Genomic DNA, 24,908 nt, shown 5'->3' with positions numbered 1-24,908 from the left:
TGTTGTTTGCAGTCAAGGATCTAGATCCATCCGCCCCACTGCAAGATGAAAATACCAATGTTGGTGGTGATCGCCGCCATTAGCGTGGTAATCACGATGATCGACGCCGCCAGCTCATGGTTGCCGTTGGCCGCCCGCGCCATGACGTAGCTGGCCGCTGCGGTCGGGCTGCCGATGTACAGGAACAGGATGCCCAGCTCGGCGCCGCGGAAGCCGCATAGCCAGGCGCCGAGGGTACCGAGCAGCGGTAGCCAGACCATCTTCACCAGGCTGGCGTCGATGGCCAGCCTGCCACTGTCGCGCAGCGCCGCCATCGACAGCGTGCCACCGATGCAGATCAGCGCCAGCGGCAGGGTCATCTGCGCCAGGTAGTCGCCCGAGGTGAGCAGCCAGTTGGGCAGCGGCACCTGGCCGTACGCCATGGGCGTGGCCACCAGCACACTGATGATCAGCGGGTTGCTGAGGATGCTTTTGCAGATGCTCCACGGGTCGGACTTCAGGTCCGGGCTGTACACCGCCAGCACCACTGCCGACAGCGAGTTGTACATGAGGATGACCAGGCCGGCGAGCACCGCACCCAGGGAGATGCCGTAGTCGCCGTAGAGACTGGCGGCCAGGGCCAGGCCGATCACGCCGTTGTTGCCACGGAACGCACCCTGGGTATAGATGCCCCGGTCGGCCAGCGGGCTGCGCCAGATGGCCAGGCCCCAGGCTATGGCGAAGCCGGCCAGGGTGGCGACGATGAAATAAAGAAGGACGCCGGGTTTGACCGCCGTGGCCAGGTCGGCGTGATAGATGCCGAGGAACAGCAGCGCCGGCATGCACACGTTGAACACCAACTGTGAGGCGACGCGGTTGAAATTGTCGTCGATCAGGCGGATACGTTTGAGCAGCACGCCCATGAACAGCATGGCGAAGACCGGGGCCGTGATGTTCAGTGTCTGGATAAGAAGGGCGAGCATGCGCAAGCGATCCTGGAGGGGGTTGCCGTTAGGGGGCTAATGATACGCCAACGGCCGGGACTTGCGGGGATCGCGGGGTATCACAGAGAAATTTCTGTCAGTACCGGCCTGTTCGCGGGCTTGCCCGCTCCCACAGGTATTACACAAGCCGCAAGGCCTGTGCAGTACCTGTGGGAGCGGGCAAGCCCGCGAAAGGGCCGGTACAAGCCCAGCAGGAATCAGCGCCGAACCGGGCGCTTCTGCAGTTTGCGCTGCAAGGTCCGCCGGTGCATGCCCAGCGCCCGCGCGGTGGCCGAGATATTGCCTTCGTGCTCGTTCAGCACACGCTGGATGTGTTCCCACTGCAGGCGGTCGACCGACATCGGGTTTTCCGGCACCAAGGTGTCCAGGTCGGTGTGCTCCGACAGCAACGCCGCCAGCACATCATCGGCATCCGCCGGCTTGCACAGGTAGTTGCAGGCACCACGCTTGACCGCTTCCACCGCGGTGGCAATGCTCGAGTAACCGGTCAGGATCACCACACGCATCTCCGGGTCCAGCTCCAGCAGCTTTGGCAGCAGCACCAGCCCGGAGTCGCCGTCCATCTTCAGGTCCAGCGTGGCGTAGTCCGGCAGGTCCTGCTGGGCCAGGATCAACCCTTCCTCGGCAGAGCTGGCGGTGCTCACGCGGAAACCGCGGCGGCTCATGGCACGGGCCATGACCCGGGTAAAGGTGGCATCGTCATCCACCAGCAGCAGGTGCGGCAGCTCTTCGCCTTCGACCTGGTTTTCTTCGCTCATCATTCATCTCCTCGCTTGCCATAAGGCAGGCGCAGTTCGGTCAGGGTGCCACCCTGTTCATGACTATAGAGTTTCACCGAACCGCCCGCACGGGTCACGCTGGCCTTGCTCAAGAAAAGGCCCAGGCCGAAGCCTTTGCCTTTGGTGGTAATGAAGGGTTTGCCGATGGCTTCGGCGATGGCCGGCGGCACGCCGGGGCCATGGTCGCGGATGCTGATGACGATGTCATGGGCGTCCCAGTCCAGGCGCACTTCAAGGTCATCGGGGCAGGCGTCGGCGGCATTGTTCAACAGGTTCAACAGGGCCTGGGTCAGGTCCGGCGGCGGGGTCAGGCGTGGCACCTGGCCGTCGCGCAGGCGCTGGAAGCGGTAGCTGGCTTCCGGGCGCATCAGGTGCCAACGGTTGAGCGCCTCGTCCAGCCAGGCCGTGACGTCCTGCTCCACCACGGCCAGGCGACGGTTGGCTTCGGCGGCGCGCACCAGCTGTTGCAGGGTTTCCTTGCACAGCTTCACCTGGTCCTGAAGGATCTGCAGGTCCTCCTGCAGCAGCGGGTCGGCGTGGTCCTGGCGCATCTCGTTCAGCAGCACGCTCATGGTCGCCAACGGCGTGCCCAGTTCATGGGCGGCACCGGCGGCCTGGGTGGCCACGGCCAGCAGTTGCTCGTCACGCAGGCTTTCTTCACGCCGCTCTGAACGCAGCTGCTCCTGGCGGCGCAGCTCTTCGGCCATGCGCGCGGCAAAGAAGGTAATCACTGCCGCTGCCAGGGCAATGCTCAGCCACATGCCGTACACCTGCATCTTGTCCCGCGCCATCGGCAGGCCTTCAAGCGGGTAGAACTGCACCAAAAGCAGACTGTAGGCGGTCAGTGCGATGCCGGAAAGGATCAGCGAATACAGCCACGGCAAGGTGACTGCGGCAATCGCCAGTGGCACCAGGTAATACGACACGAACGGGTTGGTCGAGCCGCCGGAGTAATACAGCAAGGCACTGTGGATCAGCAGGTCGCAGGCCAGTTGCAGGGCGTACTCCAGCTCGGTGACCGGCAACGAAAGGCGCAGGCGCAGGGCCGTGAAGGCGCACAGCAGCGAAGACAAGGCCAAGGTGCCGGCCAGCGACAACCAGGGCAAGGGCAGCAGTTCGGTCCAGTAGGCGACGCCCACGGAGCCGGCCTGGGCAGCCAGGACCAGGACCCGAATGACGGTCAGGCGCCAGAGGTTCTGGCGGGTAGCGGACAGCGGTTGTACGGCGGCGAGCATGAGCTCTCCTGATGAGTGCTCCAGAAAAATCGGCTGGAGTATACCGAAGCCGGGCGCCTCGCTGCAGCGATGCGGCAAAGCGCCACACTTTGTCACAGGTTGATGATGGCACTTTTGAACCCACTACACTGTTGCCGGTCTGATGGGCCATGCGTGGAATGGATGACAACAACCCACGCCTTATATTGCCAAGGAGTACCACATGCAAATCCCACGTCGCGGCACCGCCCTGATCCTGTCCTGCGGCCTGCTCGCCAGTCTGCCGGCGCTGGCTGCCGATGAGCCGCGCTACAACCAGGTCTCGCTGCGTGCCGAGGTCAGCAAGGAAGTGGCGCGTGACCTGATGGTCGTTACCCTGTACAGCGAAGCGCAGAACACCGACCCGGGCAAGCTTGCCAAGCAGATCACCGAAACCATGAACAAGGCAGTACAGCAGTCGCGCCAGGTCAAGGATGTGAAGATCAGCCAGGGGAGCCGCAACAGCTATCCGGTATATGACAGCAAGGGCCAGAAGATCACCGGCTGGCGCGAGCGCGCCGAGTTGCGCCTGGAAAGCGCCAACTTCCCGGCCCTGTCGCAGCTGACCGCCGACCTGCTGCAAGAGCTGAAAATGGGTGGCATGGACTTCTCCATCGCCCCGGCCACGCGCAAGGCCAGCGAGGATGCACTGCTCAAGGATGCGGTGGATGCCTTCAAGGCGCGTGCGCAGCTGGCTACCGAGGCGCTGGGGGGCAAGGGCTATAAAGTGGTCAGCCTGAACCTCAACAGCAGCGGTTACCCACGCCCTTACCTGCGAAGTGCGCCGATGGCGATGAAGGCCATGGGAGCTGATGAGTCGGCACCGGCGCCGGACATCGAGGCCGGGACCAGTGAAGTGAGCATGAATGCCGATGGCCTGATCGAAGTGCAGATGCCTTGAGTTCGCCGGGGTCGCATTGCGCCCGCCGGCAAGCCAGCGCCCACAGATACACCACAGGTTTCAGCCCTTGTGTTGTACCTGTGGGAGCTGGCTTGCCGGCGATGAGGTCAGTCGAAAAAACGCAGATTCAGACATTTCCTACGCACCAATTAGGTGCTTCCTACACTAATCCCGCCCCCGCAACATCCCGCAAAAAGCCATCATTTTGCCCCCGCAAACGTTTAACTTCGCTGAAAGTTATATCAATGCGACATCCATGTACGACCGTACCACTTTTCTGGCGTCAACTATCCCTCGGCATATTGCATTGGGAACAGCCCCTGCATAAGTATCCGCAGGTCGGCTCACGAGGCCACCTCAATCGAAAAATGACAACAATGAGGCCACCATGCTCAAACACGCAGTCATTCCGTTCCTGCTAGGCGCAGGCTTGCTATCCGGCGCACCGTCGGCCCTCGCCGCGTCCAACCTGGTGTTCTGCTCCGAAGGCAGCCCGGCCGGCTTCGACCCGGGGCAATACACCACAGGGACTGACTTCGACGCCTCGGCTGAGACCGTGTTCAACCGCCTGACCCAGTTTGAACGTGGCGGTACTGCCGTCATCCCGGGTCTGGCAACCAAGTGGGAAGTCTCCGACGACGGAAAGACCTACACCTTCCACCTGCGCGAAGGGGTCAAGTTCCACACCACCGACTACTTCAAGCCCACCCGCAACTTCAACGCCGACGACGTGCTGTTCACCTTCAACCGCATGCTCGACAAGGACCACCCGTTCCGCAAGGCCTACCCCACCGAGTTCCCGTACTTCACCGACATGGGCATGGACAAGAACATCGCCAAACTGGAGAAGCTCGACGAACAGACTGTCAAGTTCACCCTCAACGAAGTCGACGCCGCATTCATCCAGAACCTGGCCATGAGCTTCGCCTCGATCCAGTCCGCCGAATACGCCGACCAGTTGCTCAAGGACGGCAAGGCCGCCGACATCAACCAGAAGCCGATCGGCACTGGCCCGTTCGTGTTCAGCAAGTACCAGAAGGACGCGCAGATCCGCTTCAAGGGCAACAAGGACTACTGGCAACCCGATGACGTGAAGATCGACAACCTGATCTTCGCTATCACCACCGATGCGTCGGTGCGCATGCAGAAACTGAAGAAGAACGAGTGCCAGGTCACTCTGTTCCCTCGCCCCGCCGACATCCAGCCGCTGAAACAGGACCCCAAGCTGCAGATGCCGCAGCAAGCCGGCTTCAACCTCGGCTACATCGCCTACAACGTGATGGACAAGGTCAAGGGCAGCAACGAGGCCAACCCGCTGGCCCAGCTGAAAGTCCGCGAGGCGCTGGACATGGCCGTGGACAAGAAAAAGATCATCGAGTCGGTCTACCAAGGCGCCGGCCAACTGGCGGTCAACGCCATGCCCCCGACTCAGTGGTCCTATGACGACAGCATCAAGGACGCGCCATTCGACCCTGAAAAAGCCAAGCAACTGCTCAAGGAAGCCGGCATCAAGGAAGGCACCGAAATCACCTTGTGGGCGATGCCCGTGCAACGTCCGTACAACCCCAATGCCAAGCTGATGGCCGAGATGCTGCAATCCGACTGGGCCAAGGTCGGCATCAAGGCGAAGATCGTCAGCTATGAATGGGGCGAGTACATCAAGCGCTCCAAAGGCGGCGAACAGGGCGCCATGCTGATCGGCTGGAGCGGTGACAACGGTGACCCGGACAACTGGCTGGGCACCCTGTACGGCTGCGATGCCATGAACGGCAACAACTTCTCCAAGTGGTGCTACAAGCCCTACGACGACCTGATCAAGCAGGCCAAGGCCACTTCCGACCAGGCCAAGCGCACCGAGCTGTATCAAAAGGCGCAGCACATCCTCAAGGAGCAGGTGCCGATCACCCCGATCGCCCACTCCACCGTGTACCAGCCCATGAGCGCCAAGGTGAAGGACTTCAAGATCAGCCCATTCGGACTGAACTCCTTCTACGGCGTCAGCGTGGACAAATAGCCTAGCTACGGCACCCGCTGAGCGGCGGGTGCCCGCCAACCTTGCCACCTCTTCATGTCGTCCCGCCGCCATCCGCAGCGGGGTCGGCGACCTGTTGCCGCCATTCGTACCCCGAGGCGGCGCAAACAGACGTAAAAGGACTTGCCATGCGCCATACCACCCGAGTTTCCGCCCTGCTGGCCCTGGGCCTGATCAGCCAATCGCCGGCCCTGCTGGCCAACAACCTGGTGTTCTGTTCCGAAGGCAGCCCCGCCGGCTTCGACACTGCCCAGTACACCAGCGCCACCGACAACGATGCAGCCGAACCGATCTACAACCGCCTGGTCGAGTTCGAACGCGGGGGCACTGCCGTGCACCCTGCCCTGGCGACCCGCTGGGAGGTGTCCGAGGATGGCCTGCGCTATACCTTCCATCTGCGCGAAGGGGTGAAATTCCACAGCAACAAGACCTTCAAGCCGAGCCGCGACTTCAACGCCGACGATGTGCTGTTCACCTTCAACCGCATGCTCGACAAGAACCACCCATTCCGCCTGGCCTACCCGACCGAGTTCCCCTATTTCATCAGCATGGGCCTGGACAAGAACATCGCCCGTGTCGAAAAGACCGATCCACTGACCGTGGTGTTCACCCTGAACAGCGTCGATGCCGCGTTCATTCAGAACCTGGCCATGAGCTTTGCTTCCATCCTCTCTGCCGAATACGCCGAACAGCTGATGGCCAGCGGTCGCCCCAGCGACATCAACCAGCAACCGATCGGCACCGGCCCGTTCGTTTTCCAGCGTTATCAGAAGGATTCGCAGATCCGCTACAAGGGCAACAAGGCCTATTGGTCACCGCAGGACGTGAAGATCGACAACCTGGTGTTCTCGATCAACATCGACCCTTCGGTGCGCATCCAGAAGCTGCGCCGCAACGAATGCCAGGTCACCCTGCACCCGCGCCCCGCCGACCTGCCTGCACTCAAGGCCGACAGCAAACTGCAAGTGCTGCAGCAACCTGGCTTCAACCTCGGCTACATCGCCTACAACACCCAGCACCCACCGTTCGACCGCCTGGAAGTGCGCCAGGCGATGGACATGGCAGTGAACAAGCAGGCGATCATCCAGGCCGTGTACCAGGATTCCGGCCAGCTGGCAGTCAACGCCATGCCGCCGACCCAGTGGTCCTATGACGACAGCATCAAGGACGCGCCCTTCGACCCTGAAAAGGCCAAGCAGCTACTGCAGCAGGCCGGGGTCAAGCCAGGCACCGAGATCACCCTGTGGGCCATGCCGGTGCAGCGCCCGTACAACCCCAACGCCAAGCTGATGGCGGAGATGCTCCAGGCCGACTGGAGCAAGCTCGGCTTCAAGGTGCGCATTGTCAGCTACGAATGGGGCGAGTACCTCAAGCGCATGAAAAGCGGCGAGCACGATATCGCTCTGATCGGCTGGACCGGAGACAACGGCGACCCGGACAACTGGCTGGGCACCCTCTACAACTGCGATGCCATCGGCAGCAACAACTACTCGCAGTGGTGCGATCCGCAGTACGACAGCCTGGTCAAGCAGGCCAAGCAGGTCACCGACCGCGCGCAGCGCACCGCCCTGTACCAACAGGCCCAGCAGCGGCTCAAGCAACAGGTGCCGATTACCCCGGTGGCGCACTCCACGGTCAACCAACCGCTCAGCATCAAGGTTTCCGAATTCAAGGTCAGCCCTTTCGGGCGCAACGTTTTTTCCGGTGTGAGTGTTGATTGATCTTTATCCCTCATGGGCCTCTTCGCGGGGAAACCCGCTCCCACAGGTACGGCGCACATGCCGAAACCTGTGGTGCCCCTGTGGGAGCGGGTTTACCCGCGAAAGGGCCGGCACAGCCAACACAACTCCCCGATTCAGCCCTGTGACCCCGGGCAACCCTGGCAACACCGCAGCAAGAAGCCCGGCCCACAAGGCCAGGCAATAACTAGAAGAACAGAAAGGGAGCTTTAACCTTGAGACTATTCACCTTGACCGCACTGGCGTTATCCATCAGTGCCTTATCCACCGTGGCCCAGGCCGACCCGCAAAGCCAGGAATACGTGCCCATCACCCTCAAAGGCAGCAGCGAGCAGGAACAGGCCAGCGGCTTCGTCGATGGCCAGAGCCTGTCCGGCAGCACCCGCAACTGGTATGCCCGCGAGCGCGCCGCACGCGCCCCGCTGTGGAAGTACTACAAGAGCGACGGCACCCGCCACGACACTCACAGCCGCGAGAACTGGGTGCAGGGCACCATCCTCAACTACAGCTCCGGCTTCACCCAGGGCACCGTCGGCTTTGCCGTCGAAGCCGCCGGCTACAATGCCATCGCCCTGCAACAGAACCGCGAGGACGTCGCCGGCCCCAACAACCGCACCCTGACCCACAGCGACGGCGACCCGGTTGGCCAGTGGAGCAAGATGGGCCTGGCCAACGTGAAGGCGCGGGTGTCCAACACCACCCTCACCGTCGGCCGCCAATCGGTGGACACGCCGATGATCGCCTACATCGGCAACCGTGCCCTGCCCTCGAGCTTCCAGGGCGCGTTTTTGCACAGTGCCGAATTCGACAACCTGAGCTTCGATCTTGGCACCTTCGACCGCGTCTCGCCGCGTACCGAACAAAGCCTCAGCAAGTTCCGCAGCGAGTACAGTGCCACTGGCGTTGAAACCGACCGCGCCAGCACCGCCGGCATCAACTACCAGCCGTTCAAGAGCCTTAGCACCAGCCTGTACGCCACCAAGGTCGACGACTTCTGGAACCAGTACTACTTCGGTGCCAACCACGTGCTCGGCGACAGCGCAGTGCTCAGCCTGAGCACTGGCCTGAACTACTACAAGACCGTCGACGCCGGCAGCAAGAAGATGGGCGATATCGACAACGACACCTACAGCCTGTCGTTCGGCCTTACCCACCAGGCCCACACCCTCAGCGCCTCCTGGCAGCAGGTCAACGGCAACGAGTACTTCGACTACCTGCACGAAACCAACGGCATCTACCTGGCCAACTCGCTGCTGTCGGACTTCAACGGCCCCAACGAGAAATCGCTGCAGATCTCCTACGTGCTGAACATGGCGCCGTACGGCGTGCCGGGCCTGAAGTTCAACCTGTACAACGCCCGCGGCTGGGGCATCGATGGTACCCATTACCGCGGTACCGCCTATGACGTGAACGGCCTGGATGGCGAAACCCACTACGAGTGGGGCTTCGGCACCAGCTACGCGGTACAGAGCGGGCCGCTGAAGGACACCAGCATCCGTGCTACCTACACCGCGCACCGCGCCAGCAAGGCCCAGGGCGATGGCAGCCTGGATGAGTTCCGGGTGGTGACCACCATTCCATTCAACATTCTCTGACCGCCGGCGCCACGGCCTGCTTCGCTGCGGGCCGTGGCGGCTACGCTGGAATCAATGCAAGCAGGGAGTTTCAACCCATGCAGAAAGCTTTCATGAAATCGCTGCCGCTGCGCCTAGCCCTGGCAGCGCTGATCCTGGGCAGCGCCACGCAACTGGCGGCCAAACCGCTGGTGGTGTGCACCGAAGCCAGCCCTGAAGGGTTCGACATCGTCCAGTACACCACTGCGGTTACCGCCGATGCCTCTGCCGAGACGGTATTCAACCGCCTGGTCGACTTCAAGCCCGGTACCACCGAAGTCCAGCCGGCCTTGGCCGAGCGCTGGGACATTTCAGCAGACGGCCTGACCTACACCTTCCACCTGCGCCAGGGCGTGAAGTTCCACACTACCGACTACTTCAAGCCCACCCGCAACTTCAACGCCGATGACGTCCTGTGGAGCCTCAATCGCCAGCTCGATCCGAACCATCCATGGCATGACAAGACCAGCGTCGGTTACCCGTACTTCGAGAGCATGGGCTTCAAGGACCTGCTCAAGTCGGTCAGCAAAGCCGACGAGCACACCGTGGTGATTACCCTTAACCGACCGGAAGCGCCATTCCTGCGCGACATGGCCATGGGCTTCACCTCGATCTACTCCGCCGAGTACGGCGACCAGCTGCTCAAGGCCGGCAAGGCTGCCGAGTTGAACAGCAAGCCAATCGGCACCGGCCCGTTCATCTTCCAGCGTTACAACAAGGATGCCCAGGTTCGCTTCAAGCCCAACCCGGACTATTTCCGCGGCAAGCCGCCTGCCGATGCGCTGGTCTTCGCTATCGCTACCGACAGCAACGTGCGCCTGCAGAAACTGCGCGCCAACGAATGCCAGGTGGCACTCTATCCCAAGCCCGATGATGTACCGTCGATCAAGCAGGACCCGAAACTCAAGGTCGAGGAGATCGAGGCCTTGGTCACCGGTTACATCTCGATGAACACCGAACACAAATACCTGAGCGACGTTCGCGTGCGCAAAGCCATCAACATGGCCTTCGACCGCCAGACCCATGTCGACCAATTGTTCGGCAAAGGCAATGCACTGGTCGGCGTGAATCCGTACCCGCCGACCATGATCGGCTACAACAACGAGAACAGAAACCCGCCCCGCGACCTGGCCAAGGCGCGCGATCTGCTCAAGCAGGCGGGCGTGCCCGAAGGTACGGTAATCACCCTGTTCACGCGCAACGGCGGCGGCCCGACCAACCCCAACCCGCGTTTGTCTGCCGAGATGCTGCAGGCCGACCTCAAACAGATCGGCCTGAAGCTGGACATCCGCGTGATGGAGTGGGCCGAAATGCTGCGCCGGGCCAAGAAAGGCGAGGCCGACCTGGTGTCCACCGGCTGGGCCGGCGACAACGGCGACCCGGACAACTTCCTCAGCCCGCTGCTCAGTTGCGATGCCGCCAAAAGCGGCGAGAACTATGCGCGCTGGTGCAACCCTAAGTTCCAGGAGTTGATCAGCCGCGCCCGCGAAGTGATCGACAACGACGAGCGTGCAAGGCTCTATAACGAGGCATTGAAAGTGTACGATGACGACCAACCCTGGATCAGCATGGCCCATCCAAAGATGTTCACCGCCATGCGTGACAACGTGGAGGGCTACGTGATCAACCCTCTGACCAATAACAACTTCGCCACCACCAAGGTGAAGTAGAACAACAACGACCGCCGGCAACCCACACGGGAACCGGCGGCACCACCGTAGCGGGCTGATCGCCCCACGGCCTGATGAGGTAACCCCGACAATGTTGAGCTTTATTGCCCGGCGCCTTGGCCTGCTGATACCGACCTTTTTCGGTATCACCTTGCTGACCTTCGCGCTCATACGCCTGATCCCCGGCGACCCGGTGGAAGTGATGATGGGCGAGCGCAGGGTCGACCCCGAAATGCATGCCCAGGCCATGGAGCGCCTGGGTCTGAACAAGCCGCTGCCGGTCCAGTACCTGGACTATGTCGGCAAGCTGGCCCAGGGTGACCTCGGTGAATCGCTGCGCACCCGCGAGAGCGTGTGGAGCGAGTTCCTCACCCTGTTCCCGGCCACCCTCGAACTGGCCTTCGCCGCCCTGTTGTTCGCCGGCATCGTCGGCCTGCTGGCCGGCGTGATCGCTGCGCTCAAGCGCGGATCGCTGTTCGACCACGGGGTGATGGGTATTTCCCTGGCCGGTTACTCCATGCCGATCTTCTGGTGGGGCCTGATCCTGATCATGTTCTTCTCGGTAAGCCTGGGCTGGACCCCGGTTTCCGGGCGCATCGACCTGCTCTACGACATCGAGCCGAAGACCGGCTTCATGCTCATCGACACCCTGCTCAGCGACGAGGAAGGTGCGTTCAAGGACGCGGTGATGCACCTGATTTTGCCGGCCATCGTGCTTGGCACCATCCCGCTGGCGGTGATTGCCCGCATGACCCGCTCGTCGATGCTCGAAGTGCTGCGCGAGGACTACATCCGCACCGCCCGCGCCAAAGGCCTGTCGCCGGCCCGCGTGGTGTTCGTGCACGGCCTGCGCAACGCGCTGATCCCGGTACTGACCGTATTCGGCCTGCAGGTCGGCACGTTGCTGGCCGGTGCGGTGCTGACCGAAACCATCTTTTCCTGGCCGGGCATCGGCAAGTGGCTGATCGAAGCCATCGGTGCCCGTGACTACCCCGTGGTCCAGAACGGCATCCTGTTGATCGCCTGCCTGGTGATCCTGGTCAACTTCGTCGTGGATATCCTCTACGGCCTGGCCAACCCACGCATCCGTCATCAGCGCTGAGGCCTTCGCCATGACTAGCCCGATTCCGAAATCCGTCACACCGGTCAGCCCGGTGGACCAGAGCCTGCTCTACCCCTCGCCATACAAAGAATTCTGGCAAGCCTTCGCCCGCAACAAAGGCGCGGTGATGGGCCTGGCCTTCATGTGCCTGGTGGTGTTCTGCGCGCTGTTCGCGCCGTGGGTCGCCCCGCACGACCCGAGCGAGCAATATCGCGAATTCCTGCTGACCCCCCCGGTGTGGCTCGAAGGTGGCAGCTGGCAGTTCATTCTCGGTACCGACGAACTGGGCCGCGATCTGCTCTCACGGCTGATCCAGGGCGCGCGGCTGTCGCTGCTGATCGGCCTGTCGTCGGTGGTGATGTCGCTGATCCCTGGCATCCTGCTGGGCCTGCTGGCCGGTTTCTTCCCGCAACTGCTCGGCCCGTCGATCATGCGCCTGATGGACGTGATGCTGGCCCTGCCCTCGCTGCTGCTGGCGGTGGCCATCGTCGCCATCCTCGGGCCAGGCCTGATCAACACCGTGATCGCCATCGCCATCGTGTCGTTGCCATCCTACGTGCGCCTGACCCGCGCCGCCGTGATGGGTGAGCTGAACCGCGACTACGTTACCGCCGCACGCCTGGCTGGTGCAGGGCTGCCACGGCTGATGTTCGTCACCGTGCTGCCCAACTGCATGGCGCCGCTGATCGTGCAGGCCACCCTCAGCTTCTCCTCGGCCATCCTTGACGCCGCCGCCCTGGGCTTCCTCGGCCTTGGTGTACAGCCGCCGACCCCGGAGTGGGGCACCATGCTGGCTTCGGCCCGTGACTACATCGAGCGCGCCTGGTGGGTGGTGAGCCTGCCCGGCCTGACCATTCTGCTCAGTGTGCTGGCAATCAACCTGATGGGCGACGGCCTGCGCGATGCGCTGGACCCGAAACTCAAGAACGCCGCCTGAGGAGAACGCCATGTCACTGTTGCAGATCAACAACCTGAACGTGCGCTTCGGCGACGCCAATGCAGTACCGGTGGTCGATGGCCTGGACCTGACGGTGGAAGCCGGCGAGATCCTGGCCATCGTCGGCGAATCCGGCTCGGGCAAGTCCGTGACCATGATGGCCCTGATGGGCCTGATCGACGCCCCCGGGCGCATCACCGCGGACTCGCTCACGTTCGATGGCACCGACATGCTCAAGCTCAGCGGTCGCCAGCGACGCAAGGTGGTGGGCAAGGACATCGCCATGGTCTTCCAGGACCCGATGACCGCGCTCAACCCCAGCTACACCGTGGGTTACCAGATCGAGGAAGTGCTGCGCCAGCACCTGGGCCTGAAGGGCAAGGCCGCGCGCCAGCGTGCCCTGGAACTGCTGAAAAAGGTCGAGATCCCGGCTGCGGAAAGCCGCCTGGACGCCTACCCGCACCAGCTGTCCGGCGGCATGAGCCAGCGCGTGGCGATTGCCATGGCGATTGCCGGCGAGCCCAAGCTGCTGATCGCCGACGAACCCACCACTGCGCTGGACGTGACCATCCAGGCGCAGATCATGGAGCTGCTGGTCAACCTGCAGAAGGAGCGCAACATGGCGCTCATCCTGATCACCCACGACCTCGCCGTGGTCGCCGAAACTGCCAGGCGGGTGTGCGTGATGTATGCCGGCCAGGCCGTGGAAGTGGGCCAGGTGCCGGAGCTGTTCGATGTGCCCGCCCACCCTTACAGCGAAGCGTTGCTGGCGGCGATCCCCGAGCACAGCATCGGTGCCGAACGCCTTGCCACCCTGCCCGGCATCGTCCCCGGTCGCTACGACCGCCCCGTAGGTTGCCTGCTGTCACCGCGCTGCCCGTACGTGCAGGACAACTGCCGGCACCAGCGCCCGCCCCTCGATCCCCAGGCCCATGGCCTGGTGCGTTGCTACTACCCGTTGAACCAGGAGGTGGCGTGATGGCCGTCGTTCTATCCGCCCGGGAGCTGACCCGGCATTACGAAGTCTCCCGCGGGCTGTTCAAGGGCCACGCCCTGGTCCGCGCGCTGAATGGCGTGTCGTTCGAACTGGAGGCCGGCAAGACCTTGGCCGTGGTCGGCGAGTCCGGCTGCGGCAAGTCGACCCTGGCCCGCGCGCTGACCCTGATCGAAGAGCCGTCGTCCGGTTCGCTGCAAATTGCCGGCACCGAAGTGAAAGGCGCCAGCAAGAGCGAGCGCAAACAACTGCGCCGCGACGTGCAGATGGTGTTCCAGAGCCCCTACGCCTCGCTCAACCCACGGCAGAAGATTGGTGACCAGCTGGCCGAGCCGCTGCTGATCAATACTTCGCTGAGCAAGGCCGAGCGGCGAGAAAAAGTGCAGAAGATGATGGAACAGGTCGGCCTGCGCCCCGAGCATTACCAGCGCTACCCGCACATGTTCTCCGGTGGCCAGCGCCAGCGTATCGCCCTGGCCCGGGCAATGATGCTGCAACCCAAGGTGCTGGTGGCGGACGAGCCGACCTCGGCGCTGGACGTATCGATCCAGGCTCAGGTACTGAACCTGTTCATGGATTTGCAGAAGGAGTTCAACACTGCCTATGTGTTCATCTCGCACAACCTGGCGGTGGTGCGGCATGTAGCCGATCAGGTGCTGGTGATGTACCTGGGGCGGCCGGCGGAGATGGGGCCGAAAGAAGATATCTACGAAAGGCCGTTGCACCCTTATACCCAGGCGCTGCTGTCGGCGACGCCGGCGATTCACCCAGACCCTTTGAAGCCGAAGATCCGCATTGCCGGGGAGTTGCCCAACCCGCTGAACCCGCCGGATGGCTGTGCGTTTCACAAGCGCTGCCCGTATGCGACCGAGCGGTGTGCCAAGGAGGTGCCAGCGCTCAGGCAGGTGAGTACCCGGCAGGTGGCTTGCCACTATGCCGAGCAGTTTCTTTAGGCTCTAGATAGCCGGGGCTGCTTTGCAGCCCATCGCGACACAAGGCCGCTCCTACAAGGGACTGCGATCTCCTGTAAGAGCGGCCTTGTGTCGCGATGGGCCGCAAAGCGGCCCCTAAAATCCTCAATGCATGAAGAACCAGATCAGAATAATCACCGGAATCGGCACCCCAATCATCCAGAGCAGTATCGAGCGCATGGCCTTTCTCCTTGTTCGATGTTGAACAGACAGGTGCACGCGCCATGCCATCACGGTCAAAAAATCATACTCAGCCGAATCAACGGTTTACTCCCCAAGCCGCTTGGCAAAACCGTGCAATATGCCGGATCCGCACCCTTGCAGCTGGGTGTTCTGCAATGCACTATCAGGCTCATGACCGCCCACACCCTCCCTGACGGCCCCGAGCAGACCCCGCTTACCGCCGACACCGTGCTTCGCTACCACCTGTGCTGGAAGCACCGCGATCTCGACGGTGTCATTGCGCTCTACCACCCGGACATTCAGTACCACGACTTCTTCCAGAACCGCGTGCTCGGCTATCAGGAACTGCGTGACTACGTGCGCGCCTGCCTGCCTCACGAAGCTGGCGAAGATATCGTGCACAGCGACCGCATCCGCGTGGACGGCTGCACAGCATTCATTCAGTACCAGGTCACGGTCCAAGGCGGCGACGGCCTGGTTGCGTTCCAGTCCAGCGAGGCGATTACCGTCAAGGACGGCCTGATCTGGCGGGTCAACGAATACGCCACGCTGGTCCGCCGGAACGGCAGTGGCCATGCCACTAACGGCCCGCGCCCGGCCACCAGCCGCCTGGGCCTGTCGCCCCGTCAACTGTCGACCATGGCCCAGGACCTGGAACACTACTTCCAGCGCCAGCGCCCCTACCTGGACCCGGAGCTGGACCTGCAGCAGGTGGCACACGCCAGCGGCTACAGCCGCAACCAGATCTCCTACCTGCTCAACCAGGTGCTCGGGCAAAGCTTCTACCGCTACGTCAACCAGGCCCGCCTGCAGCACCTGATGGCCAGCCTCGATGACGACAGCATCGAGGCCACGATCGACGAGCTGGCCTTCAATGCCGGCTTCAACTCCCTGTCGGCGTTCTACAAGTGTTTCCGCGAGCACACCGGGCTTACGCCCAAGGCATACCTGAAGCAAATTTCCCTGCGTGCACGCACGTAAGACAGCCGCCCGTAGACACCACTAGGATCGCCCACAGACCTGACGGATGTGGAGCCGAACCCGATGCAACCCCTGCGCACGCTCAGCCTGTGGATGGACCAGCTAGACGAGCCGTTGTGCGCCCGCCCGGCCCTGCGCGAGGACCTGGACGCGGACGTATGCATTATCGGCGCTGGCTACACTGGCCTGTGGACCGCCTACTACCTCAAGCGCCAGGCGCCGCAGCTGAACATTGCAGTAATCGACGCCTACATCGCCGGTTATGGCGCCTCGGGGCGCAACGGCGGGTGGCTGATGGGCAACCTGCTCGGCGAAGACCGCCTGCTGGCCGCCCTGTCGCCGCAGCAGCGCCGCGCCAGCATCGACTTGCTGCATGCCATCCCCGATGAAGTACATGGCGTGCTGCAACGCGAAGGCATCGACTGCGACTACCGCAAAGGCGGCGTGCTGTACTGCGCCGCACGCTACCCGGAACAGGAGCGCAGCCTGCGCACCTACCTCGACAACCTTTATCGCCAGGGCATGACCGAGGACGACTACCGCTGGCTGCGCCCCGAACAGCTTGACGCCCAGTTGCGGGTCAGCAATGCCTATGGCGCGATCTACAGCCCGCATACCGCGACCATCCAACCCGCCAAACTGGCGCGTGGTCTGGCCCGGGCGGTAGAAGCGCTGGGCGTCCCCATCTACGAGAACACCCCAGCCATCGACTGGCAGCCGGGTGAGGTGCGCACCCCGCTGGCGCGCATTCGCTGCCAATGGCTGGTACCCGCCGTGGAAGGCTACGCCGTCAGCCTGCCGCCACTGGGCAAGCATCAGCTGCCGGTACAGAGCCTGCTGGTAGCCACCGAGCCCCTGCCGGAAGCCACCTGGGAACAGATCGGCCTGAACCAGGGCCAGGCCTTCAGCGAGAGCAGCCGCCAGGTCACCTACGGCCAGCGCACGGCCGACAACCGCCTGGTATTCGGCGCCCGTGGCGGCTACCGCTTCGGCGGCCGCCTGCGCGAAAACTTCAACCTCACTGAACAGGAAATCGAGCTGCGCCGCTACCTGTTCGGCGAACTGTTCCCGCAGCTGAAGCACGTGCGCATCACACACTCCTGGGGCGGCAACCTGGGCATGGCACGGCGCTTCCGCCCACACATGCTCTGCGACCGCCAGCGCGGCATCGCCCTGGCCGGCGGCTACGGCGGCGAAGGCGTCGGTGCCACCAACCTGGGCGGGCGAACCCTGGCGGCGCTGATCCTCGACCAGCACAACGAACTGACCGCGCAACCCTGGGTGCTCGACAACCGCCCGCTTTCAAGCCTGGCCAGTTGGCCACCCGAGCCCTGCCGCTGGCTGGGCTACAACGCAATCATCCAGAGCTTCGTCCACGAGGACCGGACCCTCGCCAACCCCGCCAGCGCGCCGTGGAGGCGGCGCCTTGCCAGCAATCTTGCGGACTTCATGGAAGGCTTCATGCACTGACTTCCCTTTCCCCGACACAGGATTTACCGGTCATGAGCATCACCCATTTCAAGAACACCGACAGCGTCGTGCTTGATAACTCCAGCCCCGTTGCGGTACCGCTTGGCGAGCCCGTGGCGGTAGCGTCGATCACCTGCGTGGAGCGCAGCGACGGCGTCGAAACCGGCATCTGGGAGTGCACCCCCGGGCGCTGGCGGCGGCAGATCGTGCAGCAGGAGTTCTGCCATTTCACCAAGGGCCGCTGCACCTTCACCCCTGACGGTGGAGAGCCCTTGTTCATAGAAGCCGGAGACGCACTGATGCTACCGGCCAACAGCACGGGCACCTGGGATATCCAGGAGACCGTTCGCAAGACTTACGTTCTGATTTTCTGATCCGCTGATCGCCTGCCTTCGATAACAACAGACAAAGCAAGGTAACCCCGACATGCGCACGCTCCTTCTCGCCCCCCTGATGCTGGCCGCCAGCGTGGCCGGCGCCGCCGAAACGGTGAAGATCTACAACTGGTCCAGCTACGTTGCCCCCGACACACTGAAGAACTTCCAGCAAGCCAGCGGTATCGTGCCCACCTACGACGTTTACGACAGCAACGAAACCCTCGACGGCAAGCTGATGACCGGCAACTCCGGCTACGACGTGGTGTTCCCGTCCAACCACTTCATGGCCCGGCAAATCCAGGGCAAGGCCCTGAAGCAGCTGGACAAGTCGCAACTGCCCAACTGGCACAACCTCAACCCGGTGTTGCTCAAGGCACTGGAGGTAAATGACCCGGGTAACCAATACGGCTTCCCGTACCTGTGGGGCAGCACCGGCATTGGCTACAACATCGACAAGGTCAAGGCGGTGCTCGGCGACAATGTCCCGGTGGACTCCTGGGACCTGATCTTCAAGCCCGAGTACATGAGCAAGCTGAAAAGCTGCGGCGTCGCGGTGCTGGACAACGGCCCCGAGCTGTTACCGATCGCCCTGCACTACCTGGGCCTGCCGCACCACAGCCAGAACCCGGCGGACTACGACAAGGCCAAGGCGCTGCTGATGCAGGTGCGGCCCTACATCAGCTACTTCCATTCATCGAAGTACACCGGCGACCTGGCCAACGGCGATATCTGCGTGGTGGTGGGTTTTTCCGGGGATGTGCTGCAGGCGAAGAATCGTGCCGAGGAGGCGAAGAACGGGGTGAAGGTGGGCTACTCGATACCCAAAGAAGGTGCACCGATGTGGTTCGACATGGTCGCCATGCCGGCCGATGCACCGGATGAAAAGGCCGGGTATGCCTACATGAACTACCTGCTGCAGCCGGAGGTGATGGCCAACATCAGCAACCATGTGCAGTACGCCAATGGCAACCTCGCGGCGGACGGGCTGGTGGAGCCTGCGATGAAGGGCAACACGATGATTTACCCGAGCGAGGAAGTGATGGGCAAGCTGTATGCGCTGGAGGCGATGCCGGCCAAGATCGACCGTATTCGCACGCGGATCTGGACCAGTATCAAGGCCGGGAATTGATTTCGGCCTTGACACGGTCCCTGTGGGAGCGGGTTCACCCGCGAATGCGATGTTGAGTTTACCGACGCATTCGCGGGTAAACCCGCTCCCACAAGGGGCAGGAGCAGGCCCTGAAAATCAGGAGCAAGCTCTCGAAATCAGTGGTGCTCGCGGGTAGCGCGGAACTTGATGTCCGGCCAGCGTTCTTCCATCAGCGACAGGTTGACCCGGGTCGGCGCCAGGTAGGTCAGATGCCCGCCACCGTCGATGGCCAGGTTCTCCATGGCCTTGTTCTGGAATTCCTCGAGCTTCTTCTTGTCGTCACAGCCGATCCAGCGGGCCGACCATACGGTGATCGGCTCGTATGCGCACTCGACCTTGTACTCTTCCTTCAGGCGACTGGCGACCACGTCGAACTGCAGCACACCGACTGCGCCGAGGATGATGTCGTTGCTGCGCTCAGGGAAGAACACCTGGGTAGCACCCTCTTCGGCCAGCTGTTGCAGGCCCTGGCGCAGCTGCTTGGATTTCAGCGGGTCCTTCAGGCGCACCCGGCGGAACAGCTCAGGGGCGAAGTGCGGGATACCGGTGAAGCCCAGCGCCTCGCCTTCGGTGAAGGTGTCGCCGATCTGGATGGTGCCGTGGTTGTGCAGCCCGATGATGTCGCCGGCATAGGCCTCTTCCAGCTGCTCGCGCTCGGACGAGAAGAAAGTCAGCGCATCGCCGATACGCAGGTCCTTGTTGATCCGCACGTGGCGCATCTTCATGCCCTTCTCGTACTTGCCCGAGCAGATGCGCATGAAAGCGATGCGGTCGCGGTGTTTCGGGTCCATGTTTGCCTGGATCTTGAACACGAAACCGGTGAACTTCTCTTCCACAGGCTCCACGGTGCGCTCGTGGGCAACCCGACCCAGCGGGCGCGGCGCCCAGTCGACGACGGCGTCAAGCACGTGGTCGACACCGAAGTTGCCCAGCGCGGTACCGAAGAACACCGGGGTCAGCTGGCCGTTGATGAACTCTTCCTGGTTGAATTCGTGGCAGGCGCCCTGCACCAGCTCCAGCTGTTCGACGAACGAGTCGTACTGGTCGCCCAGGTGGGCACGGGCTTCGTCCGAGTCCAGCTTCTGGATGATCTTGGCTTCGGTGCGCTCGTGGCCGTGGCCCGGGGTGTACACCACGATGTAGTCACCGGTCAGGTGGTACACGCCCTTGAAGTCGCGGTAGCAACCGATCGGCCAGGTGATCGGCGCGGCCTTGATCTTCAGCACGGCTTCGATCTCGTCCAGCAACTCGATCGGGTCGCGGATGTCACGGTCGAGTTTGTTGATGAAGCTGACGATCGGCGTGTCGCGCAGGCGGCACACGTCCATCAGGGCGATGGTACGTGGCTCTACACCTTTACCGCCGTCGAGCACCATCAGCGCCGAGTCCACCGCGGTCAGGGTGCGGTAGGTGTCTTCCGAGAAGTCTTCGTGGCCGGGGGTGTCGAGCAGGTTGATCATGTGCTCGCGGTACGGGAACTGCATCACCGAGGTGGTGATGGAGATGCCGCGCTGCTTCTCCATTTCCATCCAGTCGGAGGTGGCGTGGCGGTCGGACTTGCGCGACTTCACGGTACCGGCGACGGCAATGGCCTTGCCCATCAGCAGCAGCTTCTCGGTGATGGTGGTCTTACCGGCGTCGGGGTGGGAAATGATTGCGAAAGTGCGGCGCTTCGCGACTTCGGCGGCCTGGTTGGTCATGGGAAATCGCCTGACTGGGGGATTAAAAAGGGGCGATATCATACCTGAAGTTGGGCCGGGACCAAAACTTGATGAACCGGCGGTGCCTGTTCTGGCCCTTTCGCGGGCACGCCCGCTCCCACAGGTACTGCACAGGCTTGCACAGCAGTGGAGATCCCTGTGGGAGCGGGCGTGCCCGCGAAGAGGCCGGCACTGCCATTACAAATTCAACAACCACCCGCTTTATCACGACAAATGGCCAAAGGTCAGTTATTTCAACGCCTACAGCGCACCAACCCGCTGCTTTTTCTCGTCAAGTTTCCGAATAACCAGTGATTAACACTGGCCAAATGCCGCCTCAGATGGGAACCTTTACGCCCACGGAGACGTCCACTCCCCTGCAACCCGCTTCGGTTGGGGAGCTGGTTTCATCAGCATTTTCGGGCCCGACGGGGTTCGGCTCATGGCCTGATCGCAGCCTTCGGCGTGCGTCACGCTGCTACTCGCGAACACACCACCCGCCGCCAGGACTGGCCGGCAACCAAGAAGTGTGCTCGCCGACAACACAAGGAGTCCGCCTGTGGCTAAACGCTACGGAAAAGGGCTGTTGGGATGGGCCGCCGTGCTCGTCATCCTGGCCCTGCTGGTCCACTGGATCGGCATCGACACGATCGCGCGTTATCGCGACGATCTTGGGTTCTACCTGCAAGCGCACCTGGTACTGGTGCTGGCTTCGATGGCGGCGGCGCTGGCCGTGGGCATCCCCGCCGGCATTGCGTTAAGTCGACCGCACCGGGTCGACAAAGCCGAGCGCTTCATGCAGTTCTTCAACGTTGGCAATACCATCCCTCCCCTGGCCGTTCTGGCCATCGCCCTGAGTATCCTCGGCATCGGCGCCGGGCCCGCGATCTTCGCGCTGTTCCTCGCCTCCCTCCTGCCGATCGTGCGCAACACCTACGAGGGCCTGAAAAACGTCCCCACCTCGCTCAAGGAAGCCGCCACCGGCATCGGCATGACCCCGCGCCAGCAACTGTGGCAGGTGGAGCTGCCCAACGCCGTGCCGATCATCGTTGGCGGTGTGCGCGTGGCCCTGGCGCTGAACGTCGGCACCGCACCGCTGGCGTTCCTGATTGGCGCCAACAGCCTGGGCAGCCTGATCTTCCCCGGCATCGCCCTGAACAACCAGCCACAGCTCCTGCTGGGGGCTGCCTGCACCGCACTGCTGGCGCTGGCGCTGGACGCGGCGGTGAGTTTCTCCAGCAAGCGCTGGCTGGAACGTGGCCTGGCCCAATAAGGATAGGGAACGTATGAACAAGAAAATCGCCTTGCTGCTTGGCGCCGCCGTGCTGTTCGCAGGATTCGCCCAGGCGGCAGACAAACCGCTGATCCGCATCGGCGCGCGAGTATTCACCGAACAGACCGTGCTCGCCGAAATCACCGCGCAATACTTGCGCGCCAACGGTTTTGACGTTCGCGTCACCACCGGCCTTGGCAGCAATATCGCGCGCCAGGCCCAGGAAACCGGCCAGCTCGACCTGATGTGGGAATACACCGGCGTGTCGCTGGTGTCGTACAACCATATCGACGAGCGCATGCCCAGTGCCGAGGCCACCTTCGCCAGGGTGAAGGCGCTGGATGCGAAGAAAGACCTGATCTGGCTGAACCCGTCGAAGTTCAGCAACACCTACGCGCTGGGCCTGCCCAAGCAGGTCGCCGAGGCTTATCCGCAGATAAATTCGATCAGTGACCTCAACCAGGTACTGCGCGACGAAAGCCATCGCAACCACCTGGTGGCACTGGACACCGAGTTCGCCAACCGCCCGGACGGCCTGGTAGGCCTGAAACAGATGTACGACCTGCAAGTGGGGCGCGCCAACATCCGCCAGATGGATGCCGGCCTGGTCTACACAGCCATGCACAACAACCAGGTGTTCGCAGGCCTTGTGTACACCACCGATGGTCGCCTGAACGCGTTCAACCTCAAGCTCCTGGAAGACGACAAGCACTACTTCCCCGACTACACCGCGGCGCCGGTGGTGCGCAAACAGGTACTCGACGCCAACCCAAAACTGGCCAGCCTGCTCAAGCCACTGGCGGAGCAACTGGATGACGAAACCATGCGCCAGCTCAATGCCAAGGTCGACGTCGAACACCAGAACCCGACCACGGTCGCCGCCGCTTTCCTGCGTGAGCACCCAATGCCTAGCGAGGTACAGCCATGAGCCTGCTCGACACGTTTGCCCACCTCGACTGGGCCCAGGTGCTGCAACTGACCTGGCAGCACATCATGCTGGTCGGCGTCGCCGTGGGCCTGGCGATTCTGGTCGGGGTGCCGCTGGGCATCCTCATGACCCGCTTCCCGGCCTTTGCCGGCCCGCTGCAGGCCAGCGCCACCGTGCTGCTGACCATCCCTTCCATCGCCCTGTTCGGCCTGCTGCTGCCGTTCTACTCCAGGTTCGGCCAGGGCCTCGGGCCGCTACCGGCGATTACCGCGGTGTTCCTGTATTCGTTGTTACCGATCATGCGCAACACCTACCTGGCCCTGACCAACGTCGAGCCCGGCATCCGTGAAGCCGCACGCGGCATCGGCATGACCTTCGGCCAGCGCCTGCGCATGGTCGAACTGCCCATCGCCGTGCCGGTAATCCTTGCCGGCGTGCGCACCGCCGTGGTGATGAACATCGGCGTCATGACCATCGCCGCCACCATCGGCGCTGGCGGCCTCGGCGTACTCATCCTCACCTCTATCAGCCGCAGCGACATGTCGATGCTGCTGGTCGGCGCCGTGCTGGTCAGCCTGCTGGCGATCATCGCCGACCTGCTCCTGCAAACCCTGCAACGTGCCCTGACTCCAGAAGGACTGCGCTCATGATCGAACTGAAGAACCTCAGCAAAACCTTCAACGTCAACGGCAAGGACGTCAAAGCCGTCGACTCGGTAAGCCTCACCGTCAACGAAGGTGAAATCTGCGTGTTCCTCGGCCCCTCGGGCTGCGGCAAGAGCACTACCTTGAAAATGATCAACCGCCTGATCACGCCCACTTCCGGCCAGGTGTTCATCAATGGCGAAGACACCACCGGGCTGGACGAGGTCACCCTGCGCCGGCACATCGGCTATGTCATCCAGCAGATCGGCCTGTTCCCCAACATGACCATCGAGGAGAACATCACCGTGGTGCCGCGCTTGCTCGGCTGGGACAAACAGAAGTGCCATGAACGCGCCCGCGAGCTGATGCACATGATCAAGCTGGAGCCCAAGCAGTACCTGCAGCGCTACCCGCGCGAGCTGTCCGGCGGCCAGCAGCAGCGTATCGGCGTGATCCGCGCCTTGGCGGCGGAAGCGCCGGTGCTGCTGATGGACGAGCCGTTCGGCGCGGTCGACCCGATCAACCGCGAGATGATCCAGAACGAGTTCTTCGAGATGCAGCGGGCGTTGAACAAGACCGTGATCATGGTCAGCCACGACATTGACGAAGCGATCAAGCTGGGCGACAAGATTGCCATCTTCCGCGCCGGCAAGTTGTTGCAGCTGGACCACCCGGACACCTTGCTGGCGCACCCGGCGGATGAATTCGTCAGCAACTTCGTAGGCCAGGACAGCACCCTGAAACGCCTGCTGCTGGTGCGTGCGGAGGATGCGGCAGACAATGCGCCGTCGGTAAGCCCGCAGACGCCGGTGAGCGATGCGCTGGAGCTACTGGACGAGCACGACCGCCGGTACGTGGTGGTGACCGATGCACAGAACAAGGCGCTGGGTTACGTGCGCCGCCGTGATATGCATCGCCAGCAAGGGACTTGTGGCGACTTCCTGCGGCCGTTCAATGCCACGGCGTCGCATGATGAACATTTGCGCATCCTGTTGTCGCGGATGTACGAGTTCAACCGGGCGTGGCTGCCGGTGCTGGATGCCGAGCAGGTGTTCCTGGGCGAGGTGACGCAGGAGTCGATTGCGGCTTACCTGAGTTCGGGGCGTTCGCGCGGAGCAAAGACCTGCATTGTCTCGCCGGCCGAGGCGGTGGTTTCTTAATCCCTGGGGGCGCTGTGCGCCCCTTTCGCGACACAAGGCCGCTCCCACAAGTACAGCATCAGCCTCGG

Annotated in this window: 21 protein-coding genes; 17 read left to right on the top strand and 4 right to left on the bottom strand. The window is 62.8% G+C overall.

The window, feature by feature from the left end; translation table 11 throughout:
* Window positions 1-20 precede the first annotated feature (20 nt).
* The 3 genes from IRZ77_RS12585 to IRZ77_RS12575 all read right to left on the bottom strand — a co-directional run bounded on the left by IRZ77_RS12585 (window position 21) and on the right by IRZ77_RS12575 (window position 2,997).
* Window positions 21-962 (bottom strand): AEC family transporter, encoded by a 942-nt coding sequence (locus IRZ77_RS12585; protein ID WP_046615784.1) that lies wholly within the window; start codon window positions 960-962, stop codon window positions 21-23.
* A gap of 218 nt (window positions 963-1,180) precedes the next feature.
* The gene (locus tag IRZ77_RS12580; protein ID WP_025337806.1) at window positions 1,181-1,741 is read right to left on the bottom strand and encodes a response regulator transcription factor; all 561 of its coding nucleotides are present in this window, start codon (window positions 1,739-1,741) and stop codon (window positions 1,181-1,183) included.
* Window positions 1,741-2,997, bottom strand: coding sequence for an ATP-binding protein (locus IRZ77_RS12575; protein ID WP_025337805.1), 1,257 nt, complete (start codon window positions 2,995-2,997; stop codon window positions 1,741-1,743). The genes IRZ77_RS12580 and IRZ77_RS12575 overlap by 1 nt, the downstream gene beginning before the upstream one ends.
* Before the next feature lie 202 nt (window positions 2,998-3,199).
* On the opposite strand from IRZ77_RS12575, the gene IRZ77_RS12570 reads away from it, so the two are divergent.
* From IRZ77_RS12570 to IRZ77_RS12510, 13 genes are all read left to right on the top strand, one after another.
* Entirely contained in the window at window positions 3,200-3,916 is a 717-nt protein-coding gene (locus IRZ77_RS12570; protein WP_015269044.1) for an SIMPL domain-containing protein, read from the top strand.
* Window positions 3,917-4,304: 388 nt separating this feature from the next.
* Window positions 4,305-5,930, top strand: a complete 1,626-nt coding sequence (locus IRZ77_RS12565; protein ID WP_085600632.1) for an ABC transporter substrate-binding protein — start codon at window positions 4,305-4,307, stop codon at window positions 5,928-5,930.
* Window positions 5,931-6,076: 146 nt separating this feature from the next.
* The gene (locus IRZ77_RS12560; RefSeq protein WP_046615786.1) at window positions 6,077-7,669 is read left to right on the top strand and encodes an ABC transporter substrate-binding protein; all 1,593 of its coding nucleotides are present in this window, start codon (window positions 6,077-6,079) and stop codon (window positions 7,667-7,669) included.
* Window positions 7,670-7,902: 233 nt separating this feature from the next.
* Complete coding sequence (locus IRZ77_RS12555) at window positions 7,903-9,282, top strand: OprD family porin (RefSeq protein WP_046615787.1); 1,380 nt, start codon at window positions 7,903-7,905, stop codon at window positions 9,280-9,282.
* A gap of 77 nt (window positions 9,283-9,359) precedes the next feature.
* On the top strand, window positions 9,360-10,970 hold the full coding sequence (locus IRZ77_RS12550) for an ABC transporter substrate-binding protein (protein ID WP_196173599.1): 1,611 nt from the start codon (window positions 9,360-9,362) through the stop codon (window positions 10,968-10,970).
* A 91-nt stretch (window positions 10,971-11,061) separates the two neighbouring features.
* A complete protein-coding gene (locus IRZ77_RS12545; protein WP_012316108.1) occupies window positions 11,062-12,072 on the top strand; it encodes an ABC transporter permease subunit in 1,011 nt (336 codons plus the stop codon).
* 10 nt (window positions 12,073-12,082) lie between these two features.
* Window positions 12,083-13,009, top strand: coding sequence for an ABC transporter permease subunit (locus tag IRZ77_RS12540; protein WP_025337799.1), 927 nt, complete (start codon window positions 12,083-12,085; stop codon window positions 13,007-13,009).
* 10 nt (window positions 13,010-13,019) lie between these two features.
* Window positions 13,020-13,988 carry an ABC transporter ATP-binding protein gene (locus IRZ77_RS12535; protein ID WP_135002139.1) on the top strand — a complete coding sequence of 323 codons (969 nt, stop codon included), beginning with the start codon at window positions 13,020-13,022 and terminating at the stop codon, window positions 13,986-13,988.
* Window positions 13,988-14,956, top strand: coding sequence for a peptide ABC transporter ATP-binding protein (locus IRZ77_RS12530; protein ID WP_024086321.1), 969 nt, complete (start codon window positions 13,988-13,990; stop codon window positions 14,954-14,956). Before IRZ77_RS12535 ends, IRZ77_RS12530 begins: the two co-directional genes overlap by 1 nt.
* A 372-nt stretch (window positions 14,957-15,328) precedes the next feature.
* Window positions 15,329-16,138, top strand: coding sequence for an AraC family transcriptional regulator (locus IRZ77_RS12525; protein WP_046615789.1), 810 nt, complete (start codon window positions 15,329-15,331; stop codon window positions 16,136-16,138).
* 63 nt (window positions 16,139-16,201) lie between these two features.
* On the top strand, window positions 16,202-17,608 hold the full coding sequence (locus IRZ77_RS12520) for an NAD(P)/FAD-dependent oxidoreductase (RefSeq protein ID WP_196173598.1): 1,407 nt from the start codon (window positions 16,202-16,204) through the stop codon (window positions 17,606-17,608).
* Between the two features lie 32 nt (window positions 17,609-17,640).
* Entirely contained in the window at window positions 17,641-17,982 is a 342-nt protein-coding gene (locus tag IRZ77_RS12515) for a cupin domain-containing protein (RefSeq protein ID WP_046615791.1), read from the top strand.
* Between the two features lie 52 nt (window positions 17,983-18,034).
* The gene (locus IRZ77_RS12510) at window positions 18,035-19,114 is read left to right on the top strand and encodes a polyamine ABC transporter substrate-binding protein (protein ID WP_046615792.1); all 1,080 of its coding nucleotides are present in this window, start codon (window positions 18,035-18,037) and stop codon (window positions 19,112-19,114) included.
* A gap of 137 nt (window positions 19,115-19,251) precedes the next feature.
* Here the strand turns inward: IRZ77_RS12510 and IRZ77_RS12505 are convergent, their stop codons facing one another.
* Entirely contained in the window at window positions 19,252-20,835 is a 1,584-nt protein-coding gene (locus IRZ77_RS12505) for a peptide chain release factor 3 (RefSeq protein WP_003257876.1), read from the bottom strand.
* A 559-nt stretch (window positions 20,836-21,394) separates the two neighbouring features.
* Here IRZ77_RS12505 and IRZ77_RS12500 point away from each other — a divergent pair.
* From IRZ77_RS12500 to IRZ77_RS12485, 4 genes are read left to right on the top strand one after another with little or no spacing between them, the layout of a single operon-like run.
* The gene (locus IRZ77_RS12500) at window positions 21,395-22,108 is read left to right on the top strand and encodes an ABC transporter permease (protein WP_046615793.1); all 714 of its coding nucleotides are present in this window, start codon (window positions 21,395-21,397) and stop codon (window positions 22,106-22,108) included.
* A gap of 13 nt (window positions 22,109-22,121) precedes the next feature.
* On the top strand, window positions 22,122-23,036 hold the full coding sequence (locus IRZ77_RS12495) for a glycine betaine ABC transporter substrate-binding protein (RefSeq protein WP_196173597.1): 915 nt from the start codon (window positions 22,122-22,124) through the stop codon (window positions 23,034-23,036).
* Window positions 23,033-23,686 carry an ABC transporter permease gene (locus IRZ77_RS12490; protein WP_046615795.1) on the top strand — a complete coding sequence of 218 codons (654 nt, stop codon included), beginning with the start codon at window positions 23,033-23,035 and terminating at the stop codon, window positions 23,684-23,686. Before IRZ77_RS12495 ends, IRZ77_RS12490 begins: the two co-directional genes overlap by 4 nt.
* Entirely contained in the window at window positions 23,683-24,840 is a 1,158-nt protein-coding gene (locus IRZ77_RS12485; RefSeq protein WP_085600644.1) for an osmoprotectant ABC transporter ATP-binding protein OsmV, read from the top strand. Before IRZ77_RS12490 ends, IRZ77_RS12485 begins: the two co-directional genes overlap by 4 nt.
* Window positions 24,841-24,908 lie beyond the last annotated feature (68 nt).

This window comes from Pseudomonas pudica, assembly GCF_015680405.1.
Taxonomy (GTDB): Bacteria; Pseudomonadota; Gammaproteobacteria; order Pseudomonadales; family Pseudomonadaceae; genus Aquipseudomonas; species Aquipseudomonas pudica.
This window is presented reverse-complemented; position numbering and strand designations above follow the sequence as displayed.